Source organism: Pseudomonas sp. A-RE-22 (genome assembly GCF_019956035.1).
Classification (GTDB): domain Bacteria; phylum Pseudomonadota; class Gammaproteobacteria; order Pseudomonadales; family Pseudomonadaceae; genus Aquipseudomonas; species Aquipseudomonas brassicacearum.
Map to the genome: position 1 here is coordinate 104,278 of NZ_JAHBCZ010000008.1, position 16,998 is coordinate 121,275.

The 16,998-nt window shown below is 61.6% G+C and carries 13 protein-coding genes; 5 read left to right on the forward strand and 8 right to left on the reverse strand.

Features of this window, described 5'->3' with window-relative positions; translation table 11 throughout:
• Positions 1-100: 100 nt before the first annotated feature.
• From KGA89_RS05185 to KGA89_RS05195, 3 genes are all read right to left on the reverse strand, one after another.
• Positions 101-5,131 carry an NEL-type E3 ubiquitin ligase domain-containing protein gene (locus KGA89_RS05185; protein ID WP_223470813.1) on the reverse strand — a complete coding sequence of 1,677 codons (5,031 nt, stop codon included), beginning with the start codon at positions 5,129-5,131 and terminating at the stop codon, positions 101-103.
• 118 nt (positions 5,132-5,249) lie between these two features.
• A complete protein-coding gene (locus KGA89_RS05190) occupies positions 5,250-5,549 on the reverse strand; it encodes a chaperone modulator CbpM (protein ID WP_003197337.1) in 300 nt (99 codons plus the stop codon).
• Between the two features lie 161 nt (positions 5,550-5,710).
• On the reverse strand, positions 5,711-6,649 hold the full coding sequence (locus tag KGA89_RS05195) for a DnaJ C-terminal domain-containing protein (RefSeq protein ID WP_003197335.1): 939 nt from the start codon (positions 6,647-6,649) through the stop codon (positions 5,711-5,713).
• A gap of 295 nt (positions 6,650-6,944) precedes the next feature.
• On the opposite strand from KGA89_RS05195, the gene KGA89_RS05200 reads away from it, so the two are divergent.
• Entirely contained in the window at positions 6,945-8,219 is a 1,275-nt protein-coding gene (locus KGA89_RS05200; RefSeq protein ID WP_003197332.1) for an Hsp70 family protein, read from the forward strand.
• Between the two features lie 68 nt (positions 8,220-8,287).
• Here the strand turns inward: KGA89_RS05200 and KGA89_RS05205 are convergent, their stop codons facing one another.
• The 4 genes from KGA89_RS05205 to KGA89_RS05220 all read right to left on the reverse strand — a co-directional run bounded on the left by KGA89_RS05205 (position 8,288) and on the right by KGA89_RS05220 (position 11,593).
• Positions 8,288-9,301 carry an AI-2E family transporter gene (locus tag KGA89_RS05205; protein ID WP_003197331.1) on the reverse strand — a complete coding sequence of 338 codons (1,014 nt, stop codon included), beginning with the start codon at positions 9,299-9,301 and terminating at the stop codon, positions 8,288-8,290.
• A 159-nt stretch (positions 9,302-9,460) separates the two neighbouring features.
• The gene (locus KGA89_RS05210) at positions 9,461-9,748 is read right to left on the reverse strand and encodes a PsiF family protein (protein ID WP_003197329.1); all 288 of its coding nucleotides are present in this window, start codon (positions 9,746-9,748) and stop codon (positions 9,461-9,463) included.
• Positions 9,749-9,944: 196 nt separating this feature from the next.
• Positions 9,945-10,835 (reverse strand): esterase/lipase family protein, encoded by an 891-nt coding sequence (locus tag KGA89_RS05215; protein WP_223470814.1) that lies wholly within the window; start codon positions 10,833-10,835, stop codon positions 9,945-9,947.
• A gap of 119 nt (positions 10,836-10,954) precedes the next feature.
• Positions 10,955-11,593 (reverse strand): FMN-dependent NADH-azoreductase, encoded by a 639-nt coding sequence (locus KGA89_RS05220; protein ID WP_013692143.1) that lies wholly within the window; start codon positions 11,591-11,593, stop codon positions 10,955-10,957.
• Positions 11,594-11,729: 136 nt separating this feature from the next.
• On the opposite strand from KGA89_RS05220, the gene KGA89_RS05225 reads away from it, so the two are divergent.
• Complete coding sequence (locus KGA89_RS05225) at positions 11,730-12,671, forward strand: LysR substrate-binding domain-containing protein (RefSeq protein ID WP_013692142.1); 942 nt, start codon at positions 11,730-11,732, stop codon at positions 12,669-12,671.
• 57 nt (positions 12,672-12,728) lie between these two features.
• Positions 12,729-13,259, forward strand: a complete 531-nt coding sequence (locus KGA89_RS05230) for a bacterioferritin (RefSeq protein WP_003197320.1) — start codon at positions 12,729-12,731, stop codon at positions 13,257-13,259.
• Positions 13,260-13,378: 119 nt separating this feature from the next.
• Here KGA89_RS05230 and KGA89_RS05235 read toward each other — a convergent pair whose 3' ends face one another.
• On the reverse strand, positions 13,379-15,454 hold the full coding sequence (locus KGA89_RS05235; RefSeq protein ID WP_223470815.1) for an AsmA family protein: 2,076 nt from the start codon (positions 15,452-15,454) through the stop codon (positions 13,379-13,381).
• Between the two features lie 377 nt (positions 15,455-15,831).
• Between KGA89_RS05235 and KGA89_RS05240 the strand changes: the two genes are divergently transcribed.
• Both KGA89_RS05240 and KGA89_RS05245 read left to right on the forward strand, forming a co-directional pair.
• Positions 15,832-16,287, forward strand: coding sequence for a hypothetical protein (locus KGA89_RS05240; RefSeq protein WP_223470816.1), 456 nt, complete (start codon positions 15,832-15,834; stop codon positions 16,285-16,287).
• A 156-nt stretch (positions 16,288-16,443) separates the two neighbouring features.
• The coding region (locus tag KGA89_RS05245; protein WP_223470817.1) for a TetR family transcriptional regulator at positions 16,444-16,998 on the forward strand (555 nt) is incomplete at its 3' end.

The following is a 16,998-nucleotide window of genomic DNA, read 5'->3' on the forward strand; positions in this document are numbered from 1 at the left end:
AGCGAGCTTGCTCGCGATGGCGGCGGCACATTCAACACGTATGCAAACTGAACCACCGCTATCGCGAGCAAGCTCGCTCCCACATTTTTTCGGGGTCGTCTTACAGGTCCGTGCTTTCCACCAGGGCGTCCAGCTCCTCTTCGGTCAATAACTGGATAAGTTCCGCTTCCTTGACCTTGTGTTGCAAGCCCAGTGTCTCGGATTGGCTGACATAGTCAGGCTCCTCCAGGGTTCCGGCCGCTTTCGCCTCATCCAGCGCAAGCTGATTGGCGATGAGGCCATCATTCATCGCCTGGAAAAGGCTCGCGCGTTTTTGCTTCACGTAATCGATCCAGAAGTCCCGGCCAACCAGCGACTGCAATTGCTTCGGTGAATCATCCAGCGCCAGGATCTCGGCCGCCGCCGCATTGAGCATCTCTGCCGTAACGCCGGCCATCTGGATAAAGCGCCCACCCTTGGGCTGTCCCGGCAGTTCCAGTCGACTCTTGAGACCGACACGGTAGGCCAACCGCACCTCCACCTCTTCGATCTGCCTGATGAGCCGATTCTTTTGCGCGGCGGTGAGATCCTCACGAGCATTGATCGTGTCACGCCGCAGCTGGATATCCTGCAGGGCAATACGCTCCACCTCATCGAGGCGAAACAGCCCCTTGGCCAGCCGGATCAGCGCCACAGCCTCCTGTTCTCCCACCGTCAGGGCCTTGGCGTTGTGGATCATCAATTTGATTTCCAGGTAGCTGAAGGACAACGCGGCGCGATCCTCACACGCCGGCGCGCCAGCCAGGTCGAACAGCTCACGGCGCAAGTCGGTGGAGTCCCTGATCGCTTCAAGCATCTGCCAGACACGCGCCTGGAGGTCCGGATAATTTTCCACGTCCTGGTAAGAGCCGGCCAATCGGTTCAACAGCTGAAAAAACTCCCTGGACTGCGTTTCAGCCTCCAGGCTCCGCCACAGTGTATTTTTGTCCTGCTGTTGCTCCCTGGGCAGGTCTAGCAGCCATCGATCCACATCCGATAGCCTTCCCCCTGGGACATGTTCAAACGCGCCAGGCGAACGAAAGGTCACCCATTCGGGATGCGACGTTGCGAGGTTCGCCCAATAATCACGCAAGCGCTGCTGGGTCGCCTCGTTCAGTGGATTGTTCTGCACGAAGGTCACGCCATTGACCCGTGCCGTGGCGTGAGCACGCTCGGCCGGTGGATCCGTCAGTTCGGTCGGCACTTCGGTCAACTCGTTGTTGCGCAAATCGAGCTCTTCCAGCGGCAGGTCGCGCAGGCCAGTCGGCCAAGTGCTGATATCGGTACCGTTCAGATTCAGCCTGCGCAGGTCGGGCAACCGGCTGAAATCCGGTAATTGGCCCAGGGGGTTCCATTTCAGGTCGAGGATTTTCAGCTGGGTACGCCCTTCAAGAATCTGAATGCTGCGCGCGGACAGGGTGATTTCATTCATCGCCAAGTGCAGCCGGGTCAACCCCTCCATCAACTCCACCGAAGGGGGAAGATCGTTCAGGCGGTTGAACGACATGTCCAGCCAACGGAGCGCGGAGAAGCTCTTGAGGAACGTGTCGCAGGAGGGTTCCGCCAAGCGCATGCTACGCAGCTTCAGCGAGACCACATGGCTGAAGTCGGCCGACAGACCTGGCAGCGTCCCTAACGCCACCCCGCTCAGATTAAGCTCATAGCCAACCCTGCTGCCATCCGCCGCCGCAACGATCGGGCCTTGGCGCCGCCAGCACCATTGAATTCGATTAGCCACACCCCGCTTGATCGCGGGTAGCAGTTGCTCGAGACGATCATTACCCGCATCAAGCCATACGGGGGTGGTGGCCCAGCGGTCCAGATCGCGGATCAGCGTATCCAGCTCGACTTTGCGCCGCTTGAGTTCGGGAACGGCTTGATCCCCCAGGGACCGCAACAGGGCCTGGACTTGCTCACTCGTATAGTCCGGGTACAAATCCAGCACCCGACGCTCGGGGGACCGCCCCAGGCCCAACAACCCCCGCACGCCACTCATGGGGTAACCAACCTTGCCCGAGGCCAGGCGCATCGGTGATTTGAAGGATGACTTGCGCGGTTGCATCTGCAGGTGCTTCGCCAGCGAAGCTCGGCTCAATGGTGTTGCACCGACAGCCTTCTGCAAGAGGGCGCCGTGATGAACCGAAGGGCGGCCCATGGCCCGCCGCTCCGCATCGGGGAGCGCATGCTGCACGGCATCGTAGAGGCTATCCCAGTGGCTCAGTTCATTGCCGTTGTCGTCGAAGGCCTTGTAGCGCTCACCGTCCTTGACCACGACCTTGGTCTGCATTGCGTCCTGGGCGCCGACGCTGTCGATCAAGGCGCCTGAAAACACCTCGTCGCGCAGCTCGATGCGCACCGCGTCGTTCCATCCGGGCAAGCTCTTCAAGGTCGCCAACACCAGTCGGGGGGTGTCGGCCGTAACCAACGCCTCGCGATAGAGCCCTTCGTAGGCCCGGTTCAAACGCAGCGCTCGCTGGTAGTCCCGCAGCTCTTCGGCGATACGCAGTGGAATGGGTTTGGTCTGGGTCGTATCCGCGAAGTCCCAAGCGGCCATTTGCTGTTGCTCGGCCGGGTTGGCAAACGCCACCACCTGTTCGATGGCCGCCGCTGGAACCGAGGGAAACCGCGACTTGATCAGTGCTGCACGCGGCTCGCTCGACACGTCTTCCTTGGCGTAGTAATCGTTGAACACGTGCATTTTTTCCCGCACCACCACGGCGGCGAGTGTCTTGCGCAGCTGCTGGATCCGAGCGTCCATATTGGTTTTCGCAATTGCCGGGCTCGTGCCCGCCAACAGATCGCCCCCCGCAGCGTCCACCGTCTCGATCAGATTCTTCAACACCCAGGGTGTGCGGACTTTCCTCTCGCGGATGATGACGTCGCGAACCCGGTCCCCTTCTTCCGATGGGCGAACGTATTCCCAAAGCGTCCTGCCCCCGCCGTCGACCACTTTGAGCTTGAGCCCTTTTGGCCACGGACCGTAGCCCGTGAGTAGATGCAACTGGGTCATCGGATCGGCGTGTTCATACTGCAGCGGATCTTCGCTTTGCAGTTGCCCGATGAAATCGTCGACTTGCCGGCACAGGTCGAAGCGCTTGATCGTGTCGGCCAGCAAGGCCGGCATCGGTTCACCCTCGACATGCAGCCGCCGCAACACCTGCTCGCTGGTGCCACTGGCCGTACGGATCTGCTCCAGCTCTGCGTCGCTGAACCTCTTGACGCGATGGCCGAGCCGGCGCATCAGCGTAGCCCCTTCCCAGCTGCGCGGCCGTTCCAGTTCATGGCTCCAGGCACCGCTACCGTTGTCCGTCAGCCCAGGCTGATAGGCGTCCGGCCCGCGGGAAGGATGACGAATGCGATAGCGCTGGGTCGTCGGGTCCTGTTGCACCTGGTAATTCTGGTCGTCCAACGACACAACGTCTCGACCCTCGACCCGGTACAGCCCTTGAGTATCCGGGCCCAAGGTCGCCGGCGGCTCCAGCGTACTCCGGTAAGGCACCATGTCGGGGCGCCAGAGGCGTGAATCGCCATTGGCCAGTTGGACCGGTTCCAACTGCTCCACCGTGCTCGACCACTGAATGTGCGGCAGCACCGCCGCACCGGTGGCGACGAATGCCGTGTTGAGGGCCACGCTGGAGAAATGCGCCCACATTTCCCGGGTCTCGCCGCGCTCGAACGCTTCGATGCCCTCGAACGCTTCGTTGAACATCTGCACAGCGCCCACCGTCAGCATCAGCGGCCCAAGCCCTGGCACCACGAACGCTGCCAGGTTGAAGACATCGATCACGGCATCCAGGTAACTGTCCAGCCGCGCCAGACGGGTTTTTTTGTCTTCATCACCGGTGGGCACCGCCACCGCCCGGGCATCGGCCTGGATCTTCTGGATCTGCCTGCGACGCAGCGATTCCCACAAGGGGTCGGGCAGGGAGGACGTCTCCATGGGCAGTGCCGGCAATTTCGACTTGAGCGGGTAATCGGCCTGATCATCCGCTGGCGCGCCGGGTTGGTAGAGGCGGTTGAAGCGCTGGAAAAATCCGCCCAGTTGGCGCAACGGCACAAAGCGGCTGAAGAAGCGCCGGTAGGCGACGCGATGCAAACGCCGGCGCAGATCGACCATGAATTCGCCGCTGGACGCATATTCCTTGAGGGGTTGCTCAGGATCGCCCGGCAGGTAGACCACCACCCGTTCCACCCGCCGACTGCTCTCCCGGTCGGGCCCGATCAGTACCGGGCCAACCAAGCCGATGCCGAAAATGCTCAATGAGGTGAACGTCACCGCCCGCCCATCGAGCATGACCTCGCGCTGATCGCTGACCACCTGCTGCAACATTCGGTAAGCGGCCAGGCTGATGTCGCCCTTGGCCCAGGCGACCTCGACACAAAGCGCCAATCCCTCTTGGTGATGCGCGCGCAGTTGGCGATCCAACTGGTGGTCGATCGGCCGTACGATGGCGTTGATGTGTTCCTGATAGCGGCGCCCCAGGTCCAGCTTGCGGCACAGCCTGGCAAAAGCCTCGGGCGTGATCGGCAACGCCCCGGCGCGAAAGGCGTTGATGGCCGGAACAACCTCGCCCGTATAAAACGGCCGCACCGTAGTAATGAGGCTGCAGTCGTCACAGCCGGGCTTGCGCTCTTCGTCGGCGTCGAAATTGGCCAGCGCGGCCTCCAGCAACGAAGTGCCGTGGTATTCGTAGCGATCGAAATGGCTGCCCTCGCTGTCGAGCACCAACGCGCCAAAAAAATCACCGCGCGCCTGGCGCCCGTACTTGCGGACGAAATAAACCTGATTGACGTTCTGCGTGCGCTTGAACTCATCCTGGATCGCCTGGTTGAGCAACGGCTCGGCAAAGGCGCGAATGTCCTGGACATTGCCCAGCACATTGTCGATCTGGTTCAGGGTTTCGCGGTAGCGGGCGTGACTGCGCTTGAGGCGGGCCCTGGTTTCGTGGGAGGCCTTCACGTACCAATCTGGAAGGTCCAGCACATGGTCGCTCAGTTCCTGCTGGCGTTGCACGATAGCGCCGCTGTACCAGCCGGGAATTCGGGTCTTGAGCAGGTCCAAGTGCATGCCGCGGCTTTCCGGGCGCACAGGGCCAAGAATCGGTTCTGGCATATCGGGTCATCCTTGTTGTTGGAAAACCCGAGCCTACTCAGTGCCACAGCGCTGGATGCGGTAACTATTTATGGTTATCGCTATCTATCTATTTTCGACGGGATATGACCCGCCGCCGTTATCCCACCCAGCGTTTCAATTGCTGTCGCAGCCGGCGATTCTCGGTGCGCAACTGTTGGACCTCTTCCAGCAAATCCAGGGCCAGGGCGACGCCTTCCCACTCCAGGTCCAGGTCGTGATGCAGCTTGGCGGCACGCTTGGCCAGGAGCAGTTCGTAATCGGTGAAACGCCAGTCTGTCGGCACCGTGCCTTCGGGCTCGAGGATCCCATGCTCGACGATTTCGATGACATGGATGTCCGCCAACGAAGCGGCCTCGCAGAACTCCCTCAGGTTCAGTTCAATGATCGGGTTGCTCATGGTCTGCTTCTCCCAATGCTTTAACTGTCGAGTCTAGCCCCGTCTACCCTTGTGAACACCCAATCTGTGGGAGCAAAGCTTGCTCGCGACAGGGGCGCCTCAACTCCTGGAGATCGAGTTGCATTCATCGCGGGCAAGCCTTGCTCCCACATGCGATGTATTCAGAAGTTCTCCCGCGGATCGAACGCGGCTTTCTTCGCCAGTTCCGCCCACAACGCCTTGACCGCCTCATCGCCAGTCTTTGGCATCACGGCCTTGAGCTGCACGAACAGGTAGCCGCGCTCGCCGGCCTTGTTGCGCAGGCCGTGGCCCTTGGCGCGCATGCGCTGGCCGTTCTGGCTGCCGGCCGGGACCTTGAGGTTGATCTTGCCGGTGAGGGTCGGCACCGCCACTTCCGTGCCCAGCGCCAGTTCCCACGGCGCCAGGGGCAAGGTGATGATCAGGTCCTGGCCTTCGACGTCGAACTTGGGGTGCGGCGCGAAACGAATGGTCAGGTACAAATCGCCATTGGCACCGCCACCGATACCCGGCGCCCCCTGGCCCTTGAGGCGGATGCGTTCGCCGTCGGTCACCCCCAGCGGAATCTTCACGTTCAGGCTTTTACTGGTGTTGCTCACATGCTGGCCGGCCGCGTTGTACTGCGGCACCTGGAAGCTGACTTTTTTCGACTCGCTCGACAGGGTCTCTTCCAGGAAGATCGGTAATTCCATTTCCACGTCTTGTCCTCGACGGCCGGCACTGCGACCTGACTGCCCACCACCGAAACCCGGCCCGCGATTGCCGAAGATCGAACTGAAGAAGTCCGAGAAGTCCCCGGTGTCCTGGCCGCCAAAACCACCACGGCTCTGCCAGCCCGGTGGTCCCTGGAACGGCTGGCCGTGCTGGCCGTAGCGGCGCAGTTCGTCGTATTCGGCGCGCTTGTCGGCGCTTTTCAGCGCTTCATAAGCTTCGGAGACGTCCTTGAATTTGGTCTCGGCGTCCTTTTCCTTGCTCACATCCGGGTGGTACTTGCGCGCCAGTTTGCGATAGGCGGCCTTGATCGTGGCGTCGTCGGCCGTCGGCTCGACACCCAGGATCTTGTAATAGTCTTTGAAGTCCATTGAAGGATCACCATCCGTTATCGATATAGCACCGCCATGCACAGCATGCTCGTGGTACAAGCCCCGGAGTTTGACCAATCTCAAGGTTTGTGACCGGGCGGCGCGTCAGAAGTTTATCGGCAGCCGGTGGCGGTTCTTGTACCGCCGTGTGCTACCAGGCCCATGCCAGCAAGTTTGGGGGTATAAGCCAGTCTTTCAAGGCCGGTGTTTGCGAATTAGCAGATAACCGGCCTTCGAATCCGCGCCACACTGACATACACTGCGCGGCCGTTTTTTCAACTGGAACCCGAAAGACATGAAAAACGCATCCCCGGCCCGTGCCTGCGGCATCGACTTTGGCACGTCCAACTCCACTGTCGGCTGGCTGCGCCCCGGCATGGAAACGTTGATCGCGCTGGAGGACGACAAGATCACCCTGCCTTCGGTGGTCTTTTTCAATCTCGAGGAACGTCGCCCGGTGTATGGCCGCCTGGCCCTGCACGAATACCTGGAAGGCTACGAAGGCCGGCTGATGCGCTCGCTCAAGAGCCTGCTGGGCTCCAAGCTGATCAAGCACGACACCAGCGTGTTGGGCACGGCCATGCCGTTCAAGGATCTGCTGGGGCTGTTCATCGGCCAGTTGAAGAAACGCGCCGAAGCCACCGCCGGTCGGGAATTCGAAGAAGTGGTGCTGGGGCGCCCGGTGTTTTTCGTCGACGACGATGAAATGGCCGACCAGGAAGCGGAAAACACTTTGGTCGACGTCGCCCGCGCCATCGGTTTCAAGGAGGTTTCGTTCCAGTACGAACCTATCGCGGCGGCATTCGACTATGAATCGACCATCGAGAAGGAAGAGCTGGTGCTGATCGTCGACATCGGCGGCGGTACTTCGGACTTCTCCCTGGTGCGCCTGTCCCCCGAGCGCCGCACCCACGACAATCGCCACGACGACATCCTCGCCACCGGTGGCGTGCACATCGGCGGGACCGATTTCGACAAGCAGCTCTCGCTGGCCGGCCTGATGCCGCTGTTCGGCTACGGCAGCCGCATGAAGAGTGGCGCCTACATGCCCACCAGTCACCACATGAACCTGGCGACCTGGCACACCATCAACGCGGTGTACTCGCAAAAATCCACCCTCGCCCTGGGCAGCATGCGCTACGACATCGAAGACACTGGCGGCATCGACCGGCTGTTCAAACTGATCGAACAGCGCGCCGGGCACTGGCTGGCGATGGAAGTGGAAGAAACCAAGATCGAGCTGACCCACGCCGACCAGCGCCATTTGCTCCTGGACCGGATCGAGCCGGGACTGAGCGTGGACCTGAGCCGGGCACTGTTCGAATCGGCCATCGACGGCTTGCTGGAGCGGGTGCGCGGCAGCGTCACGCAGTTGCTCAACGATGCCAACGTGCGGGTCGATCAGGTGGACACGGTGTTCTTTACCGGCGGTTCCAGCGGCATCCCGGCGCTGCGCAACAGCGTCTCGGCGATGCTGCCCCAGGCGCAGCATGTGGAAGGCAATATCTTCGGCAGTATCGGCAGCGGGTTGGCGATCGAGGCGATGAAGCGGTACGGCACACAGGTCTGATCCAGTTCTGCGGCGCGTTCATCGCGAGCAGGCTCGCGATGACGTCAGAACAGGCGACGCCTACCGGATCAGACCATCCCCACCTGCTTCAACTCACTCTTGAGATACGCATAATAAATCGGCCCCGCCACCACCCCCGGCAGGCCGAATGCGGCTTCGAACACCAGCATCGCCATGAGCAATTCCCAGGACTTGGCGCTGATCTGCCCGCCGACGATGCGGGCGTTGAGGAAGTATTCGAGCTTGTGGATCACGATCAGGTAACCCAGCGCCGCCACCGCCACCCAGATCGACAGCGACAGGCCGACAATGGTGATCAGTGTGTTGGACATCAGGTTGCCGATGACCGGTAGCAGCCCCAGCAGGAAGGTCATCACGATCAGGGTCTTGGTCAGCGGTAGCTTGATGCCGAACAGCGGCAGCACCACCGCCAGGAAAATCCCGGTGAAGAAGGTGTTGAGCAGGGAAATCTTGATCTGGGCGAAGACGATGTTGCGAAACGCCTTGACCAGCAGGTTCAGGCGATCGAACAGCGCGGCGGCCAGGGGCTTGCGCTTGGTCAGGTCGGGGATGCGCTGCAGGGCAACGATAGCCCCCAGCACCATGCCGATCAGCAGCGTCACGAACATATGGGCCGCGTCCTTGCCCACCAGTTGCAGGTCGCTCAGGTGCTTGCTCACCCAATCACCGATCGCCACCCGGAACTCGGCAGCGCTGGCCGGCAGGTAAGCGTCGATGAACGGCGGCAATTGCCCACGGGCACGGTCGACCACGGTCATGAACTTGTCCAGGGACGCGCCCGGGTTTTCCGCTTCATGCAGCAGGAAACTGAAAGCGCCGGCGAAGATCAACGTCAGCACACTGACCACCAGCGTGCCCAGCAACGCTACCGCCAACCAGCGAGCGCGGCGGCCTTCGATCAGTCGCTGCAGCTGCGGGGTGAGCATGTTGACCAGTTCGAACACCAGCAGCCCGGCCAGCAGGCTCGGCAACAGGCGCAGCGGCAGCACCAGCAACAGCCCACCAAAAATGATCACCCAACTGATCACCAACAATACATGACGCTGAGAAAACGTTGGCATACAGCCTCAGGACAAAACGGCGTGAAAGGATCGGCAGTCTGCCAGCCTTCCACTAGCAGCACTAGGATTGTATCGGCCGACCTTGGTCGCAGTTCAGGGTTTTTTTTTCGGTGGCTGTGCCGACCCTATCGTCGGCACAGGCTTCAGAAAATCCTCTGCTTATTTTTTCTTCAGGCACTCACTCATGAACGCCTTGCGAGCATCGCCCTTCAACGCCTGGGTGGTGGCCGTGGCATTGCAGGTTTTCATACGCTCCTGCGGGGTGCTCGGTGCGGCGGTAGCCTTGAGACAGGTGCTCATGAAGGCCTTGCGCTCGTCGCCCTTGAGCGCCTTGGCGGTGGCGTCGGCGTTGCAGGTGGTCATCTTGGTCTGCTGCGCCGTCGCGGCGAAGCCCTGGGAACACAGTAGCAAACCGATCATCAACAAAGGGACACGCAGCATCTTCATGATGTTTCTCCTGGCTGCCACACGAGGGTGTGGCGATGAGGTGCAGTGTAGACAAAGCCTGTTACACCTTCACCAGGTTGCTCCTCTGTGCCTGAGCTACCGCCATCGCGAGCAAGCTCGCTCCCACAGGGGAGTGTGTACACCATCAATGTGGGAGCGAGCTTGCTCGCGATGAACGATAACGCGGTCCAGCGGGTTACACTCCGACAGCCTTCAACCGCTCGGCATGCTCGACAAACAACCGGATCGGCTCGGCCCCCTTGCCCACCAACCCCAGCGATTGGTTGACGATATCGAAGTGGTCCAGCGGATAGTCATCGCCGATGACGGTGCCCAGGTGCGAGCTGTAGCGTCCGACCATGCCGTCGCATTGCCCCGCTTCCCTCACAAACGTACGCGCAAATAAACGGCAGCTGCGGTTGGTGCCGTCGAACAGGTTGCGCCCCTTGTCGGTCTTGCCCGGCTGCAAGGTGCCGGACCACGAGTAATAACGCACGCCATTGACCTCTTCCGGTCCATTCCCGCCCCAGGTTTGCGGCAAGCCCTGTGGATAACGTTGGTTGAACAGCGCTACCCCGGCGGTGGTCAGGGAGGCATGGGACGCATGAATGTCCACCGGCAGCTTGGGCCCGCGATAACCGGTTTCCAGCAGGCTCATCAGGGCGTTGATCAGGCGCAGCACGGCACTGAGCACGCGCCCCTTGGCACTGTCGGCGGGGTAATGGGCTTGCAGGTAATCCGCCAGCTCGGAGCCGTGGTTGGTGCCGGCCACCGACGTGACCGACGCCACCAGGTCCGGGCGTTTGGCGGCTGCATAGCGGGCGGTGAGGCTGCCCTGGCTGTGGCCGATCAGGTTGACTTTCTGCGCACCGGTTTGACGCAGGACCTCCTCGATACGCGCCAGCAATTGCTCGCCGCGCACCTCGGAAGAATGCAGCGGCGAAACCTTCACCGCCACGACCACGGCCCCGCCGCGACGCAACGCCGAGACGATCCCATACCAGTACGGATACAACACCAGGCGTATGAACCCGAGCATGCCCGGGACCAGTACCAGCGGATAACGAGTGGCGCAGCGTTGCGACATGGCGACATCCTTGTGATCAAGAGGGCTCAGCATCGGTACCGATGATGACCAGTCTATGACACCCAGATGAATCCGTGGCGAGGGAGCTTGCTCCCGTTAGGCTGTGCAGCAGCCCTTTTTCAAAAAGTCCGCGCCAGCGCCAGCAAACGCTCCTCGGCCTCGGCGCAGGACAACGCAAAGCTGCGCTCGGCCGACTCCTCGCCTTCGGCCGCCACCACCGTCACATCGGTGATGCCGATAAACCCCAGGACGGTGCGCAACAGCGTGTCGGCGTGGTTCATGCTTTCCAGCTGGCCGCCGGGGCCGAAACCGAAATCGCCGCGACTGGTCACGATCAGCGCCTTCTTGCCCAGCAACAGCGGCTCGTAGTGCGACACGCCGTTATCCAGGCTGTGGTTGAACGTCAGCCCGATGCGCACGATCTGGTCGATCCAGGCCTTCACGCCGCTGGGCACGCTGAAGTTGTGCATCGGCGCGGAGATCACCAATCGGTCATGGGCTTGCAACTCCTCGACCAAGGCATCGCTCAGGGCCAGGTCCGCTTGCATGATCAACGGTCGAGCCTGAGGCTCGGGGTAGAACGCCGCAGCGATGAACGCTTCGTTGACCGGCGCAATCACTGCCCGCCCGACTTCGCGGCGGGTCAATTGGGATTGCGGATGGTCAGCCTGCCACGCCGAAACGAAGGCCTCGGCCAAGCGCCGGGAATGAGAGCGCTCGCCACGGGGACTGCCATGTACCACAAGAATCTTACTCATCTGAATCTCCTTTTATGCGGCTACAATCAACACTGCTTGTGCCTCGCAGCTTGAAGCTCGTCGCCGCTGGCGGACAAATGAGCGTTAGTTCATCTGGATGAGTTAATTTCATCCATCGCATTTCAGGAGAATTAGAATGTTCGCCAACCTGCCGCTCAACGCCCTGCGTGCCTTCGAGGCAGCCGCGCGGCTGCTCAGTTTCAAGGCGGCTGCGGCGGAGCTGTCGGTGACGCCTACGGCGGTCTCCCATCAGATTCGATCCCTGGAGACCTGGCTGGGGCTGGTGCTGTTCGAGCGCCTGCCACGCCAGGTACGCCTCACCGACGGCGGGCAACGCTTGTTCCACAGCCTGCACGGGGCATTGCTGGAGGTGGCGCAAAGCGTCGACACCCTGCGCCCGCAACGCAGCAACAGCCACCTGACACTGTCCACCACCGCAGCGTTTGCCGCCCTGTGGCTGGTGCCTCGCCTGGGGCGTTTTTATGCGCGTCACCCGAACATCAACGTGCGCCTGGACACCCACTGCGAAGTGATCGACCTGCACCAGGACGCCAGCGTCGACCTGGTGGTGCGCTACAGCCTGGACGCCTACCCGAACCTGTACGGCATGTGCCTGTTCGATGAAAGCTTCGGGGTCTATGGCTCGCCTGAACAGGTGGCCCTGGCGGCACGGCAGGTGCCGACGCTGATCAGCGTGCATTGGCACAACTCCAAGCTGTACGCCCACGGCTGGGATGCCTGGTGCGCCCAGGCCGGGGAGAACTGGCTCACCCGGCAGCCATGCATGCGCGAGTACGACGAGGAGCATTACGCCTTGCAAGCGGCGATTGCCGGGCAGGGCCTAGTGCTGGCGAGCAATATCCTGGCCTCTGAAAGCATCGCCAGCGGCTTGCTGGTGGGCTATCGCCCGGACGTCCAGGTCAATGGCGCCGGCTACAGCGCCCTGTGCGTCCCGGGCCGCGAACGCCATCCGCCGGTGCGGGCGTTCTTCCAGTGGCTAGGGGAGGAAGCACGGCTGTCCGGCTATGCGCTGAAAAACTCGGTAAAACTTTTTCAGGACCGTGTCACTCAGACTTAGAGTGATCGCGCCATCAGAGCGTGACGCTCCCACCGGATCAGCCTCCAGGAGAACGAGATGAGCGACATGCACTTATCCGATGTAACCACCCTGCGCGAACGTGCACGGCAGAACGTGCAGAACGGCGCAGTGACCGAAGGCTACGGCGCCGATCGGCAGGAAGTTGTCCGCCTGCTCAACGAAGCGCTGGCCACCGAACTGGTCTGCGTGCTGCGCTACAAGCGCCACTACTTCATGGCCACCGGCCTCAAGGCCAGCGTGGCGGCCAGTGAATTCCTCGAGCACGCGAACCAGGAAGCCGAACACGCCGACAAACTCGCCGAACGCATCGTGCAATTGGGCGGCGAGCCGGAGTTCAACCCCGACCTGTTGACCCGCAATTCCCACGCCCAGTACGTGGCGGGCAACACCCTCAAGGAAATGGTGTACGAGGACCTGGTGGCCGAACGGATCGCCATCGACAGCTATCGGGAAATCATCCAGTACATCGGCGAAAAAGACCCGACCACCCGGCGCATCTTCGAAGACATCCTGGCCCAGGAAGAAGAGCATGCCGATGATATGGCCGACATTCTGGCTGATCTCTAGTACCGCCATCGCGAGCAGGCTCGCTCCCACAGGGGACCGCATTCTTCCTGAAGAAACTCGGTCGAATGTGGGAGCGAGCCTGCTCGCGATGGGGCCGGCAGTATCATTGCAAGGCTCGGCTACCGAGTGGGCTTGACTGTCACCGGCGCCTTGCCCGCCTTCATCTGCTCCAGCAGCGGCGCGCACTGGTTCGGCTCACCGCCGCTTGGCGCTACCAGCGCGAGCAGGCCGGCGGCCGGTGCAGCGATCACACCCAATGCCACCATCCCGGCGCCGCGCAGCATCAGCGGCACTGCCTTGACCCCGGCGGCGGGCTTGGCGAACGGGCCGCGGACGTACAACGGCGAGCGCAGGGAAATCAGGCGCCAGCCCTTGGACTCGGGGGTGATGGTCAGGTCCAGCTGTTCATTTGCCATGTTCGCCGTGCCGTCGATGTAGATGATCGCGTTCTCGGTGTCGAACACGAACAGGCGCGTGGTCGCCAGGCCCGTCTTGATGTCGAAGTCCGCCGCCGCGCAGTTGATCTTCACTTCCTTGTCGCCAAAGATTTTTCCCACCACGTAGTTGCCGACGTTCAGCCCCGCCAGCTCCATCAGCTCACGACTGATGGCGCCATCGTTGATGAGCATTTTCAACGTGCCATTGGAGGTGCCCAGCAACGCCGCCACCGAATTGCCGCGCCCGGTGATATCGGCATCGCCGTTCAATTCGCCGAAGCTGGTTTTCATCGGCTCAAAACCGGGGAACAGCTGCTTGAGCTTGAAACCGCGCGCCGTCAGCTTGGCCTGGCCCTCAAGGGGCTGGGTATGGCCGTTGAGGCGGATCTGCGCATCGAGGCGGCCCCCGGCTACGCCGAAGCGCAGGGGCTCGAGGCTCAACTGCCCATCGTTGAGCACCAGATGGGTGTAAAGGTCGGTGAACGGCAACTGCTCGCTATGGACGATGCGCTTGCCGGTGAACTCCACATCGGCGTCCATCACGCTCCAGCGCTCGGTGCGAAACTCTTCCACGGGCAAGACCTTGCCGGTCGGCTGCTTGCTGGCGCCGCCCCGGGCTTTTTGCTCGGTATTGGAGTCAGCACCGATCAGCGGCGCCAGATCACTGAACAGCAGTTGATTGGAGACCAGCGCACCACTGAGTTTCGGCCGGGGCTGGCTGGCGACATAGGCCAGGTCGCCATGGATATCGCTGTCGCCGATCTTGCCGTTGAACGCCTCATAGCGAAACAGCGCCCCACCCGGCTCATGCAGCTTGGCAATCAAGCGGCCATCGGTGGCATAAGGCGGCGAATCCGGCAGTGTCACGCCGGTCAGCGGGTAGAGATGGGCCAGGCTGTTGCCAGCCAGTTTCAAGCGCAAGTCCAGGGCCCCGAGGTTCATCGGGTCGGTGAGGGTGCCGGCCAGTTCGACGCGGGTCTCGGCGATCTTCGCCTGGGCCTGGAGCGGAAAGGGTCGTGACGCATCCTGCAATGCCAGCAAACCACCAACCTTGCCGGAGCCGGCCAGGGCTTGCCCGTGATACTGCCCGTCGACCTTGAAGGCGAACGCGTAGTCCTGCGGTGTCGCGCCCTGGTCCTGGGCTTTTTTGGCAGCCTTGTCACCGACGATATCGCTGAACGGGATGGGTTTGCCCAACGGGTCGATCAACAGGTCGAGCCGGGTCTTGAGCGTCTGGTCGTCAAGGGTGACGTGGCCTTTGTCGAAGCCGATGGCACCGATGTCCACCACCCAGCTGGACGGCTCGGCGTCCGGGTCTTTCGGATCGAACTGGAAGGTCCAGTTGGCGCGCCCATCAGCCAGACGTTGCAGGTTGGCGTCGGGCTCCGTCAGGTCGATGCGCGGAATCGCTACCCGCCGGGCCAGCAAGGCCAAGGGCGACACGCGCAACTCAACACGTTTTAGCGTGACCATTTGCGGAGTTTTCGACCACTCCGGGTTGCCCAGGCTCAAGTCCTCGGCCACCACATGGGGCCACGGCAACCAGGCTCGCCAGCACCCTTCCTCCGGCTCACGCTGCCAGGCCACCGCCAGGTTGCCGTTAATGGCAAAGGGGCGATGCAACTCCTCGGAAACCTTGGCATTGAGCGTGGGCTTGATGCGGTTCCAGTCGAAGAAGGCGATGACCAGGACCAGCACGGCCAGCAGGACAACAAGGCTGGCAAAGCTCCAGGCGAGGATTTTCGAGGTGCGCGTCATGCACAAGGCTCCTGATGACAAGTCAGCGTCCGCAACCGCGACGCCGCTGGGAACACGACCCTGCAGTCGGTTCGTTATGAAGGGTTGGACTGGCAAAGCGGCCCACAGGTGCCGATGAACGGCACAAAAAAAAGCAACAATCCTGACCGATCAGCCAACAAACTGTTACCGCGCCCGCACATTTGCGAGGCAACGACGGGTACAAAATACCCACCTCGGTGCAAAACCACACCTCGGAAACGCCCGTTCTAGAGCCCTCCCCCAGAACAATCAATTCCGTTGATTATTACCATTGCGTTTATGAACTTTTATATCGACTTATCGAGAGTAGCATTGCCCTCGTACCCACTTTATCGCCCTCCCAAGGAGCAACGATCATGAAACGCCAATTACTGATGAGCCTGTCCCTTTCACTGCTGGCCTCGACTGCCTTTGCATTGCCAGCTTCCGAACAAGCCACGCCACAGGTCAAGGACAGCCATTCTGTCTACAGCCAGACTGTTGCCGAAGGTGGTCGTGACAAACTGGAAGAAAAAGGTCTCGCTGAGGACGGTTATGACCGTACCAAACAGAGTGATACCTTGGCCGCAGACGGTTCTGACCGCACCCCAGGCCAAACCCTTGCCGCAGACGGTTCTGACCGCACCCCTGGCCAGACCCTTGCCGCAGACGGTTCTGACCGTACCCCTGGCCAGACCCTTGCCGCAGACGGTTCTGACCGTACCCCTGGCCAGACTCTTGCTGAAGACGGCTCTTCCCGCACCAAACTGGGCGAGACCCTTGCCGAAGGCGGTGGTGATCGCGTGATTGAACGCAACGGCGAAGTGAGCTGAAGCATGGCGGCCCTGAAAAAAGCCCGATTCCTGCAATCGGGCTTTTGACTTTTCAAACCCCTCGTTTTCCCCGCCTGATCCCTCTCTACCGTTCGACGTCGGCAAAGCCGATTTGCTAGAGTGCGTCGCTCCCGTGAATCAGAAGCCAGCCTTGCGATGCTGCCCCGCGCCGAACAGAAACAACAGACCCGAATTGCCCTGATGGACGCAGCCCGCCATTTGATGGAGTGCGGCCGGGGGTTCGGCAGCCTGAGCCTGCGGGAAGTCGCCCGGACAGCCGGCATCGTGCCCACCGGGTTCTACCGGCACTTCGACGACATGGACCAACTGGGCCTGGCACTGGTCAGCGAAGTCGGCCAGACCTTTCGCGAAACCATCCGCCTGGTACGCCACAACGAATTCGTCATGGGCGGCATTATCGACGCGTCGGTGCGGATCTTTCTCGATGTGGTGCAGGCCAACCGATCGCAGTTCCTGTTCCTGGCCCGCGAGCAATACGGCGGCTCCCTCCCGGTGCGCCAGGCCATCGCCCAACTGCGCGAAGACATCAGCTCGGACCTGGCAGCCGACCTGGCCTTGATGCCCAAGTTGCAGCACCTGGACCTGGCAGCCCTGGGCGTGATGGCCGATCTCATCGTCAAAAGCGTGTTCGCCACCCTGCCGGACATCATCGACCCACCCGCCCAAGCCCTCCCCGAACACCTCACGCCC

Excerpts from the sequence above, each read along its gene's own strand:
- KGA89_RS05200 (WP_003197332.1), top strand. The coding sequence starts at position 6,945 with ATGAAAAACGCATCCCCGGCCCGTGCCTGCGGCATCGACTTTGGCACG.
- KGA89_RS05190 (WP_003197337.1), bottom strand. The coding sequence starts at position 5,549 with ATGAGCAACCCGATCATTGAACTGAACCTGAGGGAGTTCTGCGAGGCC.
- KGA89_RS05225 (WP_013692142.1), top strand. The coding sequence starts at position 11,730 with ATGTTCGCCAACCTGCCGCTCAACGCCCTGCGTGCCTTCGAGGCAGCC.
- KGA89_RS05205 (WP_003197331.1), bottom strand. The coding sequence starts at position 9,301 with ATGCCAACGTTTTCTCAGCGTCATGTATTGTTGGTGATCAGTTGGGTG.
- KGA89_RS05235 (WP_223470815.1), bottom strand. The coding sequence starts at position 15,454 with ATGACGCGCACCTCGAAAATCCTCGCCTGGAGCTTTGCCAGCCTTGTT.
- KGA89_RS05230 (WP_003197320.1), top strand. The coding sequence starts at position 12,729 with ATGAGCGACATGCACTTATCCGATGTAACCACCCTGCGCGAACGTGCA.
- KGA89_RS05220 (WP_013692143.1), bottom strand. The coding sequence starts at position 11,593 with ATGAGTAAGATTCTTGTGGTACATGGCAGTCCCCGTGGCGAGCGCTCT.
- KGA89_RS05195 (WP_003197335.1), bottom strand. The coding sequence starts at position 6,649 with ATGGACTTCAAAGACTATTACAAGATCCTGGGTGTCGAGCCGACGGCC.
- KGA89_RS05215 (WP_223470814.1), bottom strand. The coding sequence starts at position 10,835 with ATGTCGCAACGCTGCGCCACTCGTTATCCGCTGGTACTGGTCCCGGGC.
- KGA89_RS05185 (WP_223470813.1), bottom strand. The coding sequence starts at position 5,131 with ATGCCAGAACCGATTCTTGGCCCTGTGCGCCCGGAAAGCCGCGGCATG.
- KGA89_RS05210 (WP_003197329.1), bottom strand. The coding sequence starts at position 9,748 with ATGAAGATGCTGCGTGTCCCTTTGTTGATGATCGGTTTGCTACTGTGT.
- KGA89_RS05240 (WP_223470816.1), top strand. The coding sequence starts at position 15,832 with ATGAAACGCCAATTACTGATGAGCCTGTCCCTTTCACTGCTGGCCTCG.